The sequence below is a fragment of the Dechloromonas sp. A34 genome (assembly GCF_026261605.1).
Classification (GTDB): domain Bacteria; phylum Pseudomonadota; class Gammaproteobacteria; order Burkholderiales; family Rhodocyclaceae; genus Azonexus.
The window spans coordinates 2,931,877-2,948,766 of record NZ_CP102486.1; the positions used below are offsets into that span (position 1 = coordinate 2,931,877).

Below are 16,890 nucleotides of genomic sequence, written 5' to 3' on the forward strand. Positions count from 1 at the left end.
TTCGCGCTATGTGTGCTTGCCGACATACAAATCCGTCATCGGGAACTAAGCTGAGAAAAGGGCCATGTTATGCATCACTCCAGATGCTCGGCAATCAATGGCCGTAGAGGTAATCAATGCCGTCGAATCCGCTGCAAAACCCGAAACAGAACCGCATACTGGCAGCCCTGACGCCTAATGATTACGCGCGCCTGCAGGACGATCTCGAACCCGTTACGCTGCATCTCGGCCAGGTGCTATTCGAGTCGGGCGACAGCCCGACCTACGTCTATTTTCCGGCGACCTGCATCGTTTCGCTGATCTTCACCACCCGCAAGGGGGCGTCTGCCGAACTGGCGATCACCGGCAACGACGGTCTGGTCGGCATTCCGCTGGTGCTCGGTGGCGAAACCACGACCCATCGGGCGGTGATTCAGAGCGAGGGGACGGCCTACCGGCTGAAGATCGAGGTCATGCGCTGGGAACTCGACCAGGGTGGCGAACTGCAGCATCTCGCCCTGCGCTACGCCCAGGCCCTGATGACGCAGATGGCGCAGAGCGTGGTCTGCAATCGCCACCACGCCGTGGACCAGCAGTTGTGCCGCTGGTTGTTGCTCAGTCTCGACCGCCTGCCGGGCAACCAGCTGAACATGACGCAGGAACTGATCGGCAACATGCTCGGCGTCCGCCGTGAAGCGGTGACCGAAGCCGCCGGCAAACTGCAGGCGGCGGGTTTGATCCAATACAGTCGTGGGCATATCACCATTCTCGATCGGCCGGGCCTCGAGTCCCGGGCCTGCGAATGCTACGCCGTGGTCAAGGCGGAATACGACCGGCTGTTTCAGTTCCCGGTCAATGAGCGCATCAAGAGCCGCTCGCGACCCAATCCGGAAACTTTCCGCAAGCGGGCCGAAGCGCGCTTCCTGCAGTCATCGCCAGAGGTGCCGAAGACGCCGTGGGATTACGCGCAGTTGGTGCATGAACTGCAGGTCCACCAGATCGAACTCGAAATGCACAACGAGGAGCTTCGTCATGCCTATGACGAGGCCGATGCCCTGCGTGACCGCTACGCCGACATCTACGATTTCGCCCCGGTTGGCTACTTCACACTCGACCGCCAGGGCGTCATCCTCGACATGAATCTTGCCGGTTCGATCCTGCTCGGCATCAAGGGTTCGCAGAAGGGCCGGCATCGTTTCGCCTCCCATGTCGTGGAGGACGACCTGCCGGTCTTCAACGGCTTCTTCGACAAGATACTGACGGCGACGCACAAGATGCAGTGCGAAGTCCAACTGGCGCCGACCACTCATCGTGGCGAGGCCAGCGTCAGGATCGAAGCCGTTCCCGATGAAAACGGCGACGAATGCCGCATGGTGGTGATGGACATTTCGGCCGCCAAGCAGGCCGAAAAGGCCTTGCAGGAGCGCGAGCAGTACCAGCGCGCCGTGCTCGATAATTTCCCCTTCAAGGTCTGGCTCAAGGACTCGCAATCACGTTTCCTGGCTGTCAACACGCCCTTCGCTACCACGTTCGGCAAGCCGTCGGCCGATGCCCTGATCGGCCAGTCCGATTTCGATATTTTCAGTCGGGATATCGCCGAGGCGCATCGGGCCGACGATCTGACCGTCCTCGAATCGGGCCAGCAGAAAACCGTGGTCGAGATGATCGAAGCCGACGGTCAGCGACGCTGGTTCGAGACCTACAAGTCGCCAGTGCATCTGGCGGGGCAGCCGATCGGCACCGTCGGTTTCGCGCGCGACATCACCGAACGTCACAATACCCAGCAGGCGCTGAAGAATTCGGAAAAGCGCTACCGCAGCTTCATCGAGAAGCTGCCACTCAGCGTCGCCATCCTTCAGGACGGCGTACTCAAATACCTGAATCCGAAAGGTCTGGAACTGATCGGCTACGCGCCCGACGAGTGCATCGGCAAACCCTTCCTGTCGCTGATCTTTGACGCCGATCGCCAATGGGCGATCGAGGCCCACAAGTCGCATTCGCTCGGCCAACTGCAAGCGTCAAGCTCCGAGATCCGCCTGCTGACCAAGTCGGGCCAGGTGATTGACTGCCTGATGCACGTCAATAGCGTCGAATGGGAAGGGCACATCGCCGTCCTGGCAACCCTCGAGGATGTCACCGCCACCAAGGCGATGGATCAGGAGCTGCGTCGTCTGGCCAGTATCGACACGCTGACCGAACTGGCCACCCGGACGCACTTCTACAGTCATATGGAACAGGCGCTTTCCCGGCTCAAGCGTGGTATCGATCCGGAAGTCGCCGTGCTGGTGCTCGAACTCGATGATTTTCCGGCGATCAGCGACGCCCTCGGTCATCTGGCCAGCGATGCCGTCCTGCACCTGTTCTCGGCACTGTTGCGCGAAGAATTGCGCAAGATCGATTTTGCCGCCCGGATCGATGGCGAGCGCTTCGCCGTTTTGCTGCCGAGCAGCCTGGCGGCGGCTCAGGTATTCGCCGAACGCTTGCGGGCGAAACTGGCCGGGATGGCAGTTACTGTCGGCAAGCGGCAGGTCACGATCACCGCCAGTATGGGGATCGCCATGTTGACTGCCGCCGATGGCTCGGCCGGTCAGGCGTTCCGGACGGCCGAATCGGGCGTCGCCAGAGCCCAAGGCGCCGGCGGCGATCGGGTGGTGGTTGCCGCCGCCGAGTTCGAAAGCGCTCATTGAGTTGATGGCCGGTGGCGCTGTCGTCGCCACCGGCCATCCATGTCTTGTGTGCGCTAGCGCACGGTGGCGCCTGGCGAAGCAGAAGACAATGACTTCAGGTGTTCGTGCCCCACCCCCAATTTCCGAACACCTTTTGTACTTTGCCCGGCACGGTCCGCCCGTTCCGGGCTTCTTTTTGCCGGCACCGGCGCCCGGCTTGCCCATAAGTTCGACAGCACACATACACGGTGCGCGCGATGGCAGACAATCCCCCGAAGACCGTCAGTGCCCAGGCCGGGAACGACGCGATCCGGGGAAACGAAAAATGAAGAAGAGAATGATCATCCCGCTGGCCATGCTGGCCGGGACCTGCATGGCCAACGAGCCATCCGCCACCTGCGCCGGCGAAGCGGACGACAGGCGGCGGCTCGCCTGCTATGACCGCTCGGTCGGCCGGCCGACCGACGTCTCTGCCGCATCGCCGGACGGTACCCGGGCCGTCGATAGCGGACTCGTCACCAACAACGAGAACCGACGCACGGCATCGGCCATGCAGTCGGCCTGGGAACTGGGCGACGCCGACAAGCGCCGCGATTTCGTAATCCGGACCTATCACCCCAACTTCCTGCTGCCGCTGCACTACACCTCGAACATCAACCGGACGCCGAGCAGTCCGACCCTGTCAGGAGGCTCGCTCAACCCGAACTATCGCCCGATCGAAGCCAAGCTGCAGATATCGCTGCGCGCCAAGGTGGTCGAGGACTTGTTGCTGCCGGGGGCCGACCTGTGGGTTGCCTATACCCAGCGCTCGTTATGGCAGGTCTGGGATACCAAGGATTCGGCGCCGTTCCGCAGTACCGACTATCAGCCGGAAATGATCTACGTCATCCCGGTGCCGGAGAAGCTGGGGGCTTTGCCTTTCGGCTGGAACTTGCGCATGGTTCAGCTCGGTGCCGTGCACCAGTCGAACGGGCAGAGCGATCCGCTGTCGCGCAGCTGGAACCGGCTCTATCTCGGACTGGGGCTGGAACACGGCGATTTTTCGCTGATGCTGCGCACCAACCAGCGCTTGCGCGTACAGGATCTGGATGACAATCCGGATCTCGTCGATTACATCGGCCGCAACGAAATGACCATGGCCTGGGCTCCCGGCCTCTCTACCTTCGGCCTGAACTGGCGCACCAACCTGAATTCGGTCAGCCGCGGTTCGCTGCAATTCGACTGGACCTATCCGGTTTTTGCCAGCCAGCCATCGGGCCTGCGCTGGTACGTGCAACTGTTCACCGGTTATGGCGAGACCCTGCTTGACTACAACCATCGCCAGACCAGCATTGGGGTCGGCCTCGCCTTGTTCCAGTTCTGAACCATGAGGCACACCGAGAAACACCGGACGGAACGCATCGGCTGGTTACGTGCTGCAGTCCTCGGTGCCAATGACGGCATCGTGTCCACAGCCAGTCTGGTGCTTGGTGTTGCGGCAGCCGGTGCCGATGCAAAAGGCGTTTTGGTCGCCGGCGTGGCCGGACTGGTTGCCGGTGCGGCCTCGATGGCTGCCGGCGAGTACGTTTCCGTTAGTTCTCAGGCTGATACGGAAAATGCCGATCTCGAACGCGAAAGGCGGGAACTGGCGGCTGACCCGGCGCACGAAAAAGCCGAGCTTTCCGCCATTTATGTCGGACGTGGCCTGGATAAGAGCGTTGCCTCGGAAGTCGCGACGCAATTGATGGCGCACGACGCCCTTGGCGCGCATGCACGTGACGAACTGGGTATTTCCGCAAGTCTCGGGGCCAGGCCGCTCCAGGCTGCGCTGACTTCTGCCGCCACCTTTTCGGTGGGGGCGGTACTGCCCCTGCTCGTTGTCCTGGTGGTCCCGGCATCGCTGCTTTTTTGGAGTGTTGCCGGTAGCGCCCTGTTGTTTCTTGCTCTGCTCGGCACCCTGTCGGCCTGGGCCGGCGGTGCCCCCTTGATCGTCGCGGCAGCCCGGGTGAGCTTCTGGGGGGCATTGGCGATGGCCCTGACGGCCGGCGTCGGCTCTTTGTTCGGCGTCTCCGCCTGAGACTGGCGGGGGCTGAATATATAGGCCGATCTATGTGCGCCAGCGGACAGATGGCAGCCCAACTGTCCCGTAGCCTCACCCCCATCGGAGCCAAAAGCAGTGCCTTCCTGGACTGCGGCAATGCGCGATGCTCAAGCACTGCGCGGTCTTGGCGAAGAAAACTGTGGTCCTGGCGTCGTTTGCCAGTGCAACGGTCCAAGGATCAACATTTAAGGAACGACAATGAAAAAACTCAACATCAATGCGATCGCCCTGGCGATCACCCTGGCATTCAGCGCCGGTGCCATGGCTGAAGGCATGTCCAAAGGCGATTACAAGGGCCACAAGGACAAGATTTCGGCGGAGTACAAGTCGGCCAAGGCCGCCTGCGGTTCGCTGGCCGGCAATGCCAGCGACGTCTGCGTCGCCGAAGCCAAGGGCAAGGAAAAGGTTGCCCTGGCCGATCTCGAAGCCAGCTACAAGCCGACCCAGAAAACCCGTTACGACGCCCGCGTCGCCAAGGCTGACGCCGACTACGGCGTGGCCAAGGAAAAGTGCGACGACCTGGCCGGCAATGCCAAGGACGTTTGCGTGAAGGAGGCGAAGGCCGCCGAAACCACCGCCAAGGCCGATGCCAAGGCACAGATGAAGACGGCAGCAGCCAACACGACGGCCAATGAAAAATCGGCCGACGCGCGCAACGATGCCAACAAGAAGGCCGTCGATGCCAACAAGGATGCCAAGGCCGACAAGGTTGATGCCCAGAAGGATGTTGCCAAGGAAAAGTGCGATGCCTACTCCGGTGCCGCCAAGGACAGCTGTCTGGACAAGATGAAAGTGAATTACACCAAGTAGGAAGTTCCCGTTGCACTCCGGCAATCGCCGGGTGCCGGAAACCAGAGGTTCAAGAAAGAGGTAATCCCATGAAATCAATGCAAAGCTATCTGCCCAGTGCCTTCGCCATCGTGCTGACGCTGGGGCTGGGGGCTTGTGCGGGCGCGTCGCAGGGCCAGAACACGGCCATCGGCGCCGGTGTCGGAGCGATCGGCGGGTCCGTTCTGACCGGCGGTAGCGCGGCGGGAACCATCGGCGGCGCCGTTGTCGGTGGTGTCGTCGGCCACGAAATCAAGAAGTAGGTCCCAATGACGAGCGGCGGTGATTCCCGGGAGGGCGTCACCACCCGCTCATTTCCCCGACGCCAGGTGGCAAGGGGGGAACAGGAGGAAATCATGATCAAACTCGGAAAAAGTGTCACCGTCGCCGTTGCAATGACCGCCTTGCTGGCGGCCCTGTATGGCTGCGAGAAGAAGGAAGGCCCGCTGGAAAAGGCGGGCAAGGCAGTCGACAACGCCGCCGCAACCGCGGGGCAGAATATCGAGAAAGCCGGCGAGAAGGTCCAGGACGCAGCCAAGGGCGACAAGAAGTAACGCCGCAACACCCAACCCCGCACTGAAAGGATCGCCCGCCTTCCGGCGAACGATTCTCCCCAAGCCTATTGAGAAGGACACACCATGAACTATTCGAAACTATCTGTCGTCGCGCTGATGACCCTTGCGCTGAGTGCCTGTATTACCGCGCCCGCCGGCCCACCCGGACCGCAAGGCGCGACCGGCAGTACTGGCGCCAAGGGTAGTACCGGCTACACCGGGGCGACCGGCAGCGTTGGTGCTACCGGCAATACCGGCGCTACGGGCTACACCGGCGCGGCCGGTGGCACGGGAGCCACGGGCGCGACTGGCTATACCGGGGCGACCGGCGATACCGGCGCCACCGGCAGCACGGGTGCAACCGGCACCACTGGCGCCAAGGGCAGCACCGGTGCCCGGGGCAGCACGACCGAAGGCACCGTGGTCATCGTTCCCGGGCGCTAATTTCGCCGTGGCATGATCGAGCACGCAGAGAAATTTCGGCGCCAATTAAGCGGCTACCGGAATTCGCGTTTCTGACGTGCTCACTTGTGCGGCCCGGCAACTGCAGCATATTGATGAGGATTCCCATGATGAGACTATTTCTGATCGCAGTCTTACTGGCGGCAGCAACCACGCCGGCCCGCGCGGCTGATGTCGGTGTGTCGGTCAACGTAGGCCAGCCTGGCTTTTACGGTCGACTCGATATCGGCGACTATCCGCCGCCGCGACTGATTTATCAGCAACCCCGGATGGTTCGCCGGGTCGAGGTGGACCGTCCGCCGGTCTATCTGCACGTGCCGCCAGGACACGCCAGGAACTGGCGCCGCCATTGTCGTGCCTACGACGCCTGTGGCGAACGGGTCTACTTTGTCCGAAACAGCTGGTACGAGCGCGAATATGTGCCGCGTTACCGGGATCGTCACGATGGACGCGGTGATGGCCGTCGCGACGGACACCGCGGTGATAATCGCGGCGATTGGCGCGACAACGATCATGATCGTGGTCGCAATCGCTGACCCAGAAAATATCGAGCGTTATTTGAGAGCCCCGGAAACCGGGGCTTTTTCTCGGTCGTATCGGCCAGACGGCAGAACCCGGTAAGACCGGGGCAGGGCGGAGGCGAACCGGCGGCAGGCCGATCGGCCGATGGCTATCGCCGGAAGGTGTATTTGTTGGAATCGCCCTTGCGAACTGGCCAGAACCATGGCCAGTAGCGCCAGAGGATGAAGCCGTAATCGAAGAAGCTGGCGCCGGCAGGGTCGGCGATCCCGGCGGCCTTGTCGCCAACGCAGAAATTGTTGATCTTGCGGTCGTAGGCGACACGTGACGCGGGCAGCTTGAGCGCCCGGTAAGCTTCCGCAACATCCTTGAATTTGCGCTCACCGTCGGCGTCTTCGGTAACGTCGGGATGAAAGCGCTGGGCGAGCGCTCGGTAAGCCCGTTTGATCTCGGCGCAGGAAGCGCAGCGGTCAATGCTCAATGTGTCGTAGTGGTCGTGGTTCTTCATGGATGGCTCCTTCGAAGCGGGGCCGCCGCCTCGTGCAAGGCAACCGTCTTTGATATCTGCTACTCAGTCGCCTTCACTACAGCCTACGCGTCGGGTGGGCACAGTCTGTGCCCTGCCGCGCATTAGGTCTCCATTGTCCAGTTTCCACGCAGCGGTCGCCGGATCGCCGGCACTTCGGCAAGTCGTATCTCCTGGACGTTAAAACGGCCCTGATTCACGATGGAATCAGGGCCGTCCGGGGTGCTGCGGACTTATTGGTTGCAGCTTAACGCTTGATGCGGGAAATCTTGGTGCCTTCGAGGCTCAGGCTGGCCATCAGGCCTTGCTGGTCGAAGATGAAGGCATAGGCATCGTTCTTCAGGGTCGAGGTCGAGAGATTCTTGGCAATGCCCTCATTGACCACGACGATGGTCGGGCCGACGCCGAATTCCCAGCCCTTGGAGTCATCCAGGTACTTGACGGCCTTGTCGCTCATCAGGAAGACCACATAACCGTATGACTCGGCGCCCGCTTGCCAGCCGAAGGAGGCGGTCACGGAGTTGTAGTAGTTACCGTATTTCCCGTCCTTGCTCAGAACGCCTTCACCATAGGCGCCGCCGAAGACCAGTCCGGCCTTGACCATCTTGGGGAATATCAGGATCGCCTTGGCTTTCTTGGAAAGGCTCTCGGCTGTCGGGTTGGACTTGTACAGGGTTTGCAGCGCCTGCGCGGCATCCTTGTTCAGATCCTCGGCGGATGCCGCGACGGCCTGCTGGCTGATGCTGCCCAGTGTGAAGACAGCGGCGGTGATCAGAATGAATTTCTGCAAAACACTTTGTGTATTGGTCATTTTCTTGTCCTCAAAATTGCAAAATGGAACTCGGCTTATCCTGATACGAGCCTTGAATTAACCGGCCGATGTGGATAAGAATTCCTGGGGACAGGTTAGCTTGGACGATTGGCGCTCACTGTTCGCTAGCGCACTTAAGAGGGGTTGATATGCTTGCGCGTTGAACAGCGGCGGCGCCAAAAAAATCCATGCATTGTCGCGATCGGGACAGGTTGCGAATAACGGCTTTCAATAGCGACACTCAGCTTCAAAACCGGCATCGACGATGGCTTGAAGAATGTCGTCCGGGCTAACGAAGCGGCCATGGTCAATACTGGCCTCGCCTTTTTCCAGTGATATCTCGACTTGGCCAATGCTTGGCAGGTCTTGTATGGCGTTGGCCAGGGTCCGAACGGAGTTCTCGTCGGTCAGACCGCTGATCTTGAAAAGCAAGTGCTGCATGGGATATCCGCGGCCAGAAGTAATTAGTGGCTGGTTCGGCAATGGTTTTTCCATGAAGTTCGCCGCCCGGGACTTTTCGACCATCAATCGACCTCATCAGCCTGTCCCGATGGCAGCCATTCAGAAGTGGTCAAAGCAACGCCCGGCAACTGATCGAGAGGGCTCTCCTATGTGCGCAGGGGAACAGACCAGCCCTGGCCTGGCCCACAAACTTCCTCGCACGCCCCCAGTCTTGGCGCGATGATTCAAATAAAGGAGATCGTGATGAAAAAGTACTTAATAACCGTACTGTCGATATTCACATTGACACTGGCTCTGCCGCTGCAAGCCGCTCCCGAGGCCGAGAAGAGTCTCTATGAACGGCTTGGCGGCGTCTTCGCCATTGCCGCGGTCATTGACCATTTTAGCGATGCGGTGGTGCAGAACCCGATCGTGGGCAAGACTTCCCAGAACCCGGCCCTCAGGGAATGGCACACCAAGAACCTGGGCCGCTTGCCGGGCCTCAAGTTCGAGCGGACCCTGTGGGTCTGCGAAGTCGCGGGCGGGCCGTTCAAATACTCGCCAACCAAGCCGGGCAAGATGCATTTAGGCCTTGAGGTGGCGCATCGTGACCTCAAGATCTCGCCGGAAGAATTCGACGAGGTAGCGGCCGAACTGGGGCGCAGTCTTGACTTCGCCAAGGTGCCGGCGCGTGAAAAGGGAGAAGTCCTCTCTGCCTTCGCGGCGCACAAGAAAGAAGTCACGGCAGGCTACAAGACGAAGTGATCTTCCCTGGCTGGCGCTTCGGCCTGCTATGCAGCAGCCGTTCGCTGGCTAATCAGCCCGTTCGCACCGATATTCCGGGCGAAGCGCCAGACCGCTCTTGAGGGCTTCGATCAGCAGACGGACCTTGGGCAGCGCGTAGCGCCGCTGGGGATAGACCGCCCATACCGCAGTGTTGGGGGGCTGATTCGCTTCGAGAAGGGAAACCAGGCTTCCTTTCTGCAACAGATCCACAACGTAGTAATCCGGAAGCTGGCTCAGGCCGAAGCCGCGCAGCGTCGCATCGAGCACGGCCTGGCCGCTATTGCAGCGCCAATTGCCGCTCGGCCGGAACTGGTGTTCGCGTTCGCCTTGCTGGAACAGCCACACGTCGCTGGTGCCGATCAGGCAATTGTGTTGTCCGAGTTCCGAAAGCGTGTGGGGACGACCGTAGCGTTCGAGGTAGGAGGGGGCCGCACACAGATACATGGCACGCGGCGACAGGCGGGTGGCGACCAGACTCGATTCGTTGAGCCGGCCGAGACGGATCGCCAGGTCGAAGCCCTCATGCACCATGTCCAGCGTGCGGTTGGTCAATTCGATATCGACTCGCAACTGCGGGTGATCGGCCATGAAGTCATTGACCAAAGGCACGATGAAGCGCTCGCCGTAGGCTACTGCAGCGGTCATGCGGAGCAGGCCGGCCGGCGCGTTCTGCAGATCGCCCATGGTCAGGAAAGCCTCGTCGCGTTCTTCGACCAGGCGCTGGCAGCGGGCAAAGAAAGTCTGACCGGCTTCGGTCAGCGATACCCGCCGGGTCGTCCGGTAGAGCAGCCGTGCCTGCAGACGCTCTTCGAGGGCGGCTACCTGTCGGCTGACGTGCGAGGAGGAAACATGCAGCGCCTCGGCTGCCCGGGCAAAGCTGCCGCTCTCGACCACGGCGACGAATTCATCCAGACCATCCCAGCGGCTCACTCGCTTACCCTCAAGCTGAAACCCTTCAAAGCTATTATCCCTGACAGGCAACAATCAATTGCACAGAACGAATTTATCGATCACTTGGCACTAATTATACTCAGCGCCATTCGTCTTCCTTCGAGAGAGCCATCATGACCATCAAATCCCGTGCCGCCGTCGCCTTCGCCGCCAACCAGCCGCTGCAGATCGTTGAAGTCGATGTCGAAGCGCCAAAGGCCGGCGAAGTGCTGGTCCGTATCGTCGCTTCCGGTGTTTGCCACACCGACGCCTTTACCCTCTCCGGCGACGACCCGGAAGGCATCTTCCCGTCCATCCTCGGCCATGAAGGCGGCGGCATCGTCGAAGCCATTGGCGAGGGCGTTACTTCACTGGCGGTCGGCGACCACGTCATCCCGCTGTACACGGCCGAATGCGGCAAGTGCAAGTTCTGCCTGTCGGGCAAGACCAATCTTTGCCAGGCGGTGCGCGCTACCCAGGGCAAGGGCCTGATGCCGGACGGCACCACGCGCTTCTCCTACAAGGGACAGCCGATCTACCACTACATGGGTTGCTCGACCTTCTCCGAATACACCGTGCTGCCGGAAATCTCGCTGGCCAAAATCGCCAAGGACGCGCCGCTGGAAAAGGTCTGTCTGCTCGGCTGTGGCGTCACCACCGGCATCGGCGCCGTACTCAACACCGCCAAGGTGGAAGCGGGCGCCACCGTCGCCATCTTCGGCCTGGGCGGCATCGGACTGGCGGCGATCATCGGCGCCACCATGGCCAAGGCCTCGCGCATCATCGCCATCGACATCAACCCGGCCAAGTTCGAGATCGCCCGCCAACTGGGCGCCACCGACTGCGTCAACCCGAAGGATTGCGCCAAGCCGATCCAGGAGGTCATCGTCGACATGACCGACGGCGGCGTCGATTACTCTTTCGAATGCGTCGGCAACGTGCACCTGATGCGCGCCGCGCTCGAGTGCTGCCACAAGGGCTGGGGCGAATCGACCATCATCGGCGTCGCCGGTGCCGGCCAGGAAATCAGCACCCGTCCGTTCCAGCTCGTCACCGGCCGCGTCTGGCGCGGTTCGGCCTTCGGCGGCGTCAAGGGCCGCAGCGAACTGCCAGGCTACGTCGAAAAGGCGCAGAAGGGCGAAATCCCGCTCGACACCTTCATCACCCACACCATGCCGCTCGAGCGGATCAACGAGGCCTTCGACCTGATGCACGAAGGCAAGAGCATCCGCACTGTCATTCATTTCTAGGGCGCCAGCGATGAACCTCGAAAACATCTCCTGCCAGAAAAGCTTCGGCGGCTGGCACAAGCGCTACCGGCATCGCTCCGCGACCCTGAATTGCGACATGAGCTTTGCCGTCTATCTACCGCCACAGGTCGAGGCCGGAGAAAGACTGCCGGTCGTGTACTGGCTGTCCGGACTGAGCTGCACCGACGAAAATTTCATGCAGAAGGCCGGCGCCCAGCGCATGGCCGCCGAGCTCGGACTGATCATCGTCGCCCCGGACACCAGTCCGCGTGGCCCGGAGGTGCCAGGTGACCCCGATGGCGGCTGGGACTTCGGGCTAGGGGCGGGCTTCTACCTGAACGCCACGCAGGCGCCCTGGGATCGGCACTATCGCATGCATGATTACGTGGTGCATGAACTGCCCGCCCTGATCGAGGCCAGTTTTCCGGTTACGGACCGGCGCGGTATCTGCGGGCACTCGATGGGCGGGCATGGCGCTCTGGTCTGTGCCCTGCGCAATCCCGGTCGCTACCAGTCGCTATCGGCCTTCGCCCCGATTTGCAACCCGATGACCGTGCCCTGGGGCGAAAAAGCCTTCTCGCGTTACCTGGGCGAGGACCGTTCGGCCTGGCGTGAATGGGATGCCAGCTTCCTGATCGCCCAGGCCGCAGAGCGCCTGCCCATCCTCATCGACCAGGGCGACCGTGACGATTTTCTGCCAACCCAGTTGAAACCGGAAACCTTGCGCGCCGCCGCCGAGGCGGCAAATCATCCGCTCGCGATACGCATGCAGGCCGGCTATGACCACAGCTACTATTTCATCGCCACTTTCATTGAGGACCATCTGCGGCATCATGCCCAATCGCTGAAGCCGGTTTAGCGGGCCGCCGTGGGTTGTTCTTCAGCTTGATGACGCGTCCTTGCCGCCGGTCGCCAGTTGCCCGCCGCTTCGACGCAAAAGCTGGCCAGGCGCTGCATGACGTTTTGCACGGCGCTATTCGCCGCCATCACGCCGCCGTAGGGATCGGCCTGGGCGGCCACCACGGCGTCGTCGAATTCCCGCCAGGCCAGCACCTGACGGCTGTCGTTATCGACCAGGTAGGCGCGTAGCGTGAAGCGGGCGCGACTGGGCGAACTGTCGAACTCATGCTGCAGGCGGACGATTTCGACATCGAGGCGGAGATCGCCGGCGGCAGCACTGGGGGTCAGGACGACGGCGCGGAAGGCACCGGTGTTCTCGAGCGCGGCGACGATGCTCGGAGCAATCATCCGAGCCGGCGTATCGACCCATTCGCTGTGCGCGAAATACTCCAGCTGGTAGGGCTCGCGGACGTAGATGATGCGCTGGCTGTCGAACCCGGCCGCGGCCCGCGGCGGATTGACGATCAGCGTCGGGGCGAGCGACCAGGGGGCCGGCGATGCGGTCGCCGCCTGCGCGCCGGGGCGGGCACCGTAAAGTGAATAGAAAGCCGGTTGCGTTTCCTTGGTCGCATCAAGAATGCTGCAGGCACCGAGCAGGGCCAGCAAAAGACCGGCGACGGCGAGCCGGGACAGGGGGGTATGTGCTGGGCTGATCATGGCTTTCGGCTTCCTTTGGATGATTCTCCCGGGCCATCCGGCACCGGTTTGCGGCCGAACAGCAGCCCGAGGGGTTGCGTTCGGTCTGATCGCTGAGGCGACGCAGCGAGGTGGTCAGCACGCTGAGTTCGCCGAGCAGGCGCTCCAGCTGGGGCAGGGTTTCCGCCGTGAAGCGGTTGATGTCGCCACCGACCGAGTTGATGGTCTTGCCGGCGCTGGCACTCGTTCCGGCGACTTCATTGCCCATTTTCTCGACGGCGTCGGCCGCCCGGCCGATGCGACCGATCAGCGGCTCGAGTTCGGCGCTCGCGCGCGCAGTATTTTTCATCGTCCGGGCGGCATCGACCAGGCCGGCGTCGATGCTCTCGTTACGGGCGGCCAGGGTGTGCGCCACGCTAGCGAGGTCGGCCAGGGTGCTCTTGATGGCCGCCTGGTTTTCCGGGCCGAGCATGGCGTTGAGATTGTTCGAGGTGCTATCCAGCTTGGCCAGCACGCTGGTCAGGATGTTCTCGAGGCGCGCGGCAAGCGACGGCTTGGTGCGGATCACCGGATACTCGTTGCCGGCGGTGGCCTGCAACAGGGGCATGTCGTTGGCGCCGCCGCTCAGTTCGACGTAGGCGATGCCGGTCAGCCCCTGCGTCTTGAGGACGGCCACGGTGTCCTGCTTGATCGGCGTGCCGTGCTCGATGGCGAAGAGCAGATTGACCCGCTCGGGATTGGCCGGGTCGAGGTGGATCTGCCGTACCTTGCCGACATCGACGCCGTTGTATTTGACCGGCGCATTGAGGTTGAGGCCGGCGACCGACTCCTCCGAGATCGCCATATAGAGATCGTATTTCTTCTGGAAGGCGCCGCCCGAGGCGAGCCACAGGGTGACGGCGACCAGCACGGCGCCGAGGATGACGACGAAGCTGCCGACCAGTGTGTAATTGACTTTGGTTTCCATCAGGTGGCCCCGCTCTGTTGCTGGGCGGCCCGCCCGCGCGGGCCGTCGAAGAATTGCCGGATTGCCGGGAGGTCGATGTCCGCCAGCTCGGCCATCGAGCCGACACCCTGCACCTTGCCGTCGCCGAGCACGGCGACGCGGTCGGTCACCTGCCACAGCAGGTCGAGATCGTGGGTGATGAGAACGATGGTCAGGCCGAACAAGTCGCGCAGTTTGCGGATCAGCTGGTCGATCTCGCCGGCGCTCTCGGGGTCGAGGCCGGCGGTCGGTTCGTCGAGAAAGAGCAGTTCCGGGTCGAGGGCCAGGGCGCGGGCGAGCGAGGCGCGTTTCATCATGCCGCCGCTCAGTTCGGCCGGGTACTGGGCGCCGACGGCCGGCTCCAGGCCGCTCATCGCCAGTTTCCAGTCGGCGATTTCGTCGATCAGCCGGTCGGCCAGCGCAGTGTGCTCGCGCAGCGGCAGGCCGACGTTTTCCTTGACGGTCAGCGAACCGAACAGCCCGCCGCTCTGGAACATCACCCCCCAGCGCTGGCGCAGGGCGAGGGCGGCGTCGTCGGCAATGTTCTCCAGATCGACGCCGAGCACCTGGATCGAGCCCGATTCGGGTTTCTGGAGCAGGATGATCTCCCGGAGCAAGGTCGATTTTCCCGAACCCGAGCCGCCGACCAGCGCGAAGATTTCGCCGCGCCCGACGACCAGATCGAGCCCGGCATGCACGACATGCTCGCCGAAGCGCGTCGTCAGCTGGCTGATCGCGATGGCCGGGGTGTCGATGGCGGTCCGGTCGTTCATCTCAGAGATCCAGGGCGCTGAAGGCGACCGAGAACAGGGCGTCGGCCACGATCACCAGGAAGATCGACTGGACCACGCTGCGCGTCGTCTGCCGCCCGACACTGTCGGCGCCGCCATGGGTGCGAAAACCCTGGAAACAGCCGACGGTGACGATGATCGCGGCAAACACCGGCGCCTTGCCGATGCCGATCAGAAAGTCAGTGACGCTGACCGTCTTGACGAAGCGGTCGAGGAATTCGACATAACTGACCGCCAACTGTGCGCGCGCCATCAGCATGCCGCCGAAGACGCCGAGGACGTCGGCAAACACCGTGAGCAGCGGCAGGGTGATGAGCAGGGCGACGATCTTGGGCAATACCAGCATGTCGAGCGGCGGGATGCCGATGGTGCGCATGGCGTCGATTTCCTCGGTCACCGCCATGGTGCCGATCTGTGCCGCATAGGCCGAACCCGAGCGGCCGGCGACGATGATGGCGGTGATCAGCGGCGCGAACTCGCGCAGCATCGAGAGGCCGACCAGATCGGCGACGAAGATGTTGGCACCGTATTGCCGGAGCTGGTCGGCGCCCTGGTAGGCGACGACGATGCCGAGCAGGAAGGAGAGCAGACCGACGATGGGCAGGGCGTCGAAACCGGCGCTGCGGATGTTGTAGAGGATGGGGCGCCAGCGGATCAGCGCCGGGCGGGCCAGCCAGCCGCCAAAGGCGAGCGTGCATTCGCCGACGAAGGCGAGCAGGGCGCTACCTTGTTGGAAGGCGGCAGCCGTGCTGCGGCCCAGGCTGGCGAGCCGGGATGTGGCGCGGGCGGGAGCCGGCGTGCCCGGAGCGGACGGGGGGCGACTTCCCGGCCAAGGACGTCGAGCAGTCTGGCGAACTCCGGACGCAATTGGCGCAGTTCGACGTTAGCCGAATCGTCCCGCAGTCGGTGCAGCAGTTTCTGCACGACCCAGGCGCCTGCCGTATCGAAAGCCTCGATGCCCGAGGCATCGATGACCCAGGAGGTGCCGGACGGCGCCGACAGGGCGTCGAACTCGGTGACGAGCTGGCCGATGCCGCGCGCCGTCCACGAACCCGACAATGCCAGTTCCTGCGGTGTCGTGCGGAAGATGGCAGCCGGTGCTGCCGGAGTAAGCGTCATGGCTCGTCTGACTGTCGAATGATTGCCCTGAACAGGCGAAGCGCCGGAGCGCCACTGTCAGCGAGCCTGCACGAAAAGCCGCCTTGGCACGAAATGCCCCCGGGCGGCAGCGGTTGCCTACTTGTCGGCCACGACCTTGATGTCATTCTTGACGTGGGTCACGCCCTTGACGCCTTTGGCAATCGAGACGGCCTTGTCCACTGCCGCCTGGCTCGCGGCCGTGCCGCTCAGGGTGACCGCGCCGGCCTTGTCGGTATCGACGTTGATCTTGACCAGGCTGGACATCTTTTCGGCGGCCAGTTCGGCCTTGATCTTGGTCGTAATGACCGAATCCTTGACGTATTCGGTTGGCGTCGACTTCTCGGCATCGGCGGTATAGCCGGCAACCGGTAGCAGCAACAGGCCGGCCACGAGGAAACTTGCGGTGAGTTTGTGGTTCATGGTGGATCCTTCCCAAATAGTTGAAAAAACGCGCGCCTGGCAACGCAGGGGGCTTGCCATTCGCCGTTATTAACGTTTAGCACGGACTGCCCCGGGGTTCTGTGCGGCGTCGTACATAGCGTGTTTTTCGCGGGGCGACCGGCTGCTTAGGTGCGCTGGCGCACAGATGCCGGTTTGGCGCTGGCG

General features: G+C 62.5%; 21 protein-coding genes. 11 read left to right on the forward strand and 10 right to left on the reverse strand.

What is annotated here, in order from left to right; genetic code table 11:
• The first annotated feature begins 116 nt into the window (after positions 1 to 116).
• The 8 genes from NQE15_RS14640 to NQE15_RS14675 all read left to right on the forward strand — a co-directional run bounded on the left by NQE15_RS14640 (position 117) and on the right by NQE15_RS14675 (position 7,105).
• Complete coding sequence (locus tag NQE15_RS14640; protein WP_265942413.1) at positions 117 to 2,666, forward strand: PAS domain S-box protein; 2,550 nt, start codon at positions 117 to 119, stop codon at positions 2,664 to 2,666.
• A gap of 304 nt (positions 2,667 to 2,970) precedes the next feature.
• Positions 2,971 to 4,008 carry a phospholipase A gene (locus NQE15_RS14645; RefSeq protein ID WP_265942414.1) on the forward strand — a complete coding sequence of 346 codons (1,038 nt, stop codon included), beginning with the start codon at positions 2,971 to 2,973 and terminating at the stop codon, positions 4,006 to 4,008.
• Positions 4,009 to 4,011: 3 nt separating this feature from the next.
• Entirely contained in the window at positions 4,012 to 4,701 is a 690-nt protein-coding gene (locus NQE15_RS14650; RefSeq protein ID WP_265942415.1) for a VIT1/CCC1 transporter family protein, read from the forward strand.
• 222 nt (positions 4,702 to 4,923) lie between these two features.
• Positions 4,924 to 5,535, forward strand: coding sequence for a hypothetical protein (locus NQE15_RS14655; RefSeq protein ID WP_265942416.1), 612 nt, complete (start codon positions 4,924 to 4,926; stop codon positions 5,533 to 5,535).
• 68 nt (positions 5,536 to 5,603) lie between these two features.
• Complete coding sequence (locus tag NQE15_RS14660; protein WP_265942417.1) at positions 5,604 to 5,816, forward strand: glycine zipper 2TM domain-containing protein; 213 nt, start codon at positions 5,604 to 5,606, stop codon at positions 5,814 to 5,816.
• A 93-nt stretch (positions 5,817 to 5,909) separates the two neighbouring features.
• Positions 5,910 to 6,107: a hypothetical protein gene (locus tag NQE15_RS14665; RefSeq protein ID WP_265942418.1), complete on the forward strand. Its 198-nt coding sequence runs from the start codon at positions 5,910 to 5,912 to the stop codon at positions 6,105 to 6,107.
• Between the two features lie 84 nt (positions 6,108 to 6,191).
• Positions 6,192 to 6,551, forward strand: coding sequence for a hypothetical protein (locus NQE15_RS14670; RefSeq protein ID WP_323054895.1), 360 nt, complete (start codon positions 6,192 to 6,194; stop codon positions 6,549 to 6,551).
• A gap of 125 nt (positions 6,552 to 6,676) precedes the next feature.
• Positions 6,677 to 7,105: a hypothetical protein gene (locus tag NQE15_RS14675; protein WP_265942419.1), complete on the forward strand. Its 429-nt coding sequence runs from the start codon at positions 6,677 to 6,679 to the stop codon at positions 7,103 to 7,105.
• A 134-nt stretch (positions 7,106 to 7,239) separates the two neighbouring features.
• On the opposite strand, the gene NQE15_RS14680 is transcribed toward NQE15_RS14675, so the two are convergent.
• The 3 genes from NQE15_RS14680 to NQE15_RS14690 all read right to left on the reverse strand — a co-directional run bounded on the left by NQE15_RS14680 (position 7,240) and on the right by NQE15_RS14690 (position 8,950).
• Positions 7,240 to 7,596: a DnaJ domain-containing protein gene (locus NQE15_RS14680; protein WP_265942420.1), complete on the reverse strand. Its 357-nt coding sequence runs from the start codon at positions 7,594 to 7,596 to the stop codon at positions 7,240 to 7,242.
• 265 nt (positions 7,597 to 7,861) lie between these two features.
• Positions 7,862 to 8,425: a lipid-binding SYLF domain-containing protein gene (locus NQE15_RS14685; protein WP_265942421.1), complete on the reverse strand. Its 564-nt coding sequence runs from the start codon at positions 8,423 to 8,425 to the stop codon at positions 7,862 to 7,864.
• A gap of 228 nt (positions 8,426 to 8,653) precedes the next feature.
• Positions 8,654 to 8,950, reverse strand: a complete 297-nt coding sequence (locus tag NQE15_RS14690; RefSeq protein ID WP_265942422.1) for a heavy-metal-associated domain-containing protein — start codon at positions 8,948 to 8,950, stop codon at positions 8,654 to 8,656.
• 180 nt (positions 8,951 to 9,130) lie between these two features.
• Here NQE15_RS14690 and NQE15_RS14695 point away from each other — a divergent pair, with 180 nt between their 5' ends.
• Entirely contained in the window at positions 9,131 to 9,631 is a 501-nt protein-coding gene (locus NQE15_RS14695; protein ID WP_265942423.1) for a group I truncated hemoglobin, read from the forward strand.
• A 48-nt stretch (positions 9,632 to 9,679) separates the two neighbouring features.
• On the opposite strand, the gene NQE15_RS14700 is transcribed toward NQE15_RS14695, so the two are convergent.
• Positions 9,680 to 10,582 carry a LysR family transcriptional regulator gene (locus tag NQE15_RS14700; RefSeq protein WP_265942424.1) on the reverse strand — a complete coding sequence of 301 codons (903 nt, stop codon included), beginning with the start codon at positions 10,580 to 10,582 and terminating at the stop codon, positions 9,680 to 9,682.
• Between the two features lie 134 nt (positions 10,583 to 10,716).
• Between NQE15_RS14700 and NQE15_RS14705 the strand changes: the two genes are divergently transcribed.
• Together NQE15_RS14705 and fghA are read left to right on the forward strand one after the other, a co-directional pair.
• Entirely contained in the window at positions 10,717 to 11,832 is a 1,116-nt protein-coding gene (locus NQE15_RS14705) for an S-(hydroxymethyl)glutathione dehydrogenase/class III alcohol dehydrogenase (protein WP_416336468.1), read from the forward strand.
• A 10-nt stretch (positions 11,833 to 11,842) separates the two neighbouring features.
• The gene (gene fghA / locus NQE15_RS14710; protein WP_265942425.1) at positions 11,843 to 12,691 is read left to right on the forward strand and encodes an S-formylglutathione hydrolase; all 849 of its coding nucleotides are present in this window, start codon (positions 11,843 to 11,845) and stop codon (positions 12,689 to 12,691) included.
• Here the strand turns inward: fghA and NQE15_RS14715 are convergent.
• From NQE15_RS14715 to NQE15_RS14740, 6 genes are all read right to left on the reverse strand, one after another.
• Positions 12,688 to 13,389: an ABC-type transport auxiliary lipoprotein family protein gene (locus tag NQE15_RS14715; RefSeq protein WP_265942426.1), complete on the reverse strand. Its 702-nt coding sequence runs from the start codon at positions 13,387 to 13,389 to the stop codon at positions 12,688 to 12,690. The two genes, fghA and NQE15_RS14715, sit on opposite strands and share 4 nt — an antisense overlap.
• A complete protein-coding gene (locus NQE15_RS14720; RefSeq protein ID WP_265942427.1) occupies positions 13,304 to 14,335 on the reverse strand; it encodes an MlaD family protein in 1,032 nt (343 codons plus the stop codon). Before NQE15_RS14720 ends, NQE15_RS14715 begins: the two co-directional genes overlap by 86 nt.
• Positions 14,335 to 15,126: an ABC transporter ATP-binding protein gene (locus tag NQE15_RS14725; protein WP_265942428.1), complete on the reverse strand. Its 792-nt coding sequence runs from the start codon at positions 15,124 to 15,126 to the stop codon at positions 14,335 to 14,337. Before NQE15_RS14725 ends, NQE15_RS14720 begins: the two co-directional genes overlap by 1 nt.
• 1 nt (position 15,127) lies before the next feature.
• Positions 15,128 to 15,904 carry an ABC transporter permease gene (locus NQE15_RS14730; RefSeq protein WP_323054993.1) on the reverse strand — a complete coding sequence of 259 codons (777 nt, stop codon included), beginning with the start codon at positions 15,902 to 15,904 and terminating at the stop codon, positions 15,128 to 15,130.
• A complete protein-coding gene (locus NQE15_RS14735; RefSeq protein WP_265942429.1) occupies positions 15,799 to 16,263 on the reverse strand; it encodes an STAS domain-containing protein in 465 nt (154 codons plus the stop codon). The genes NQE15_RS14730 and NQE15_RS14735 overlap by 106 nt, the downstream gene beginning before the upstream one ends.
• 117 nt (positions 16,264 to 16,380) lie before the next feature.
• Positions 16,381 to 16,704, reverse strand: a complete 324-nt coding sequence (locus tag NQE15_RS14740; RefSeq protein WP_265942430.1) for a BON domain-containing protein — start codon at positions 16,702 to 16,704, stop codon at positions 16,381 to 16,383.
• Between the last annotated feature and the right edge of the window lie 186 nt (positions 16,705 to 16,890).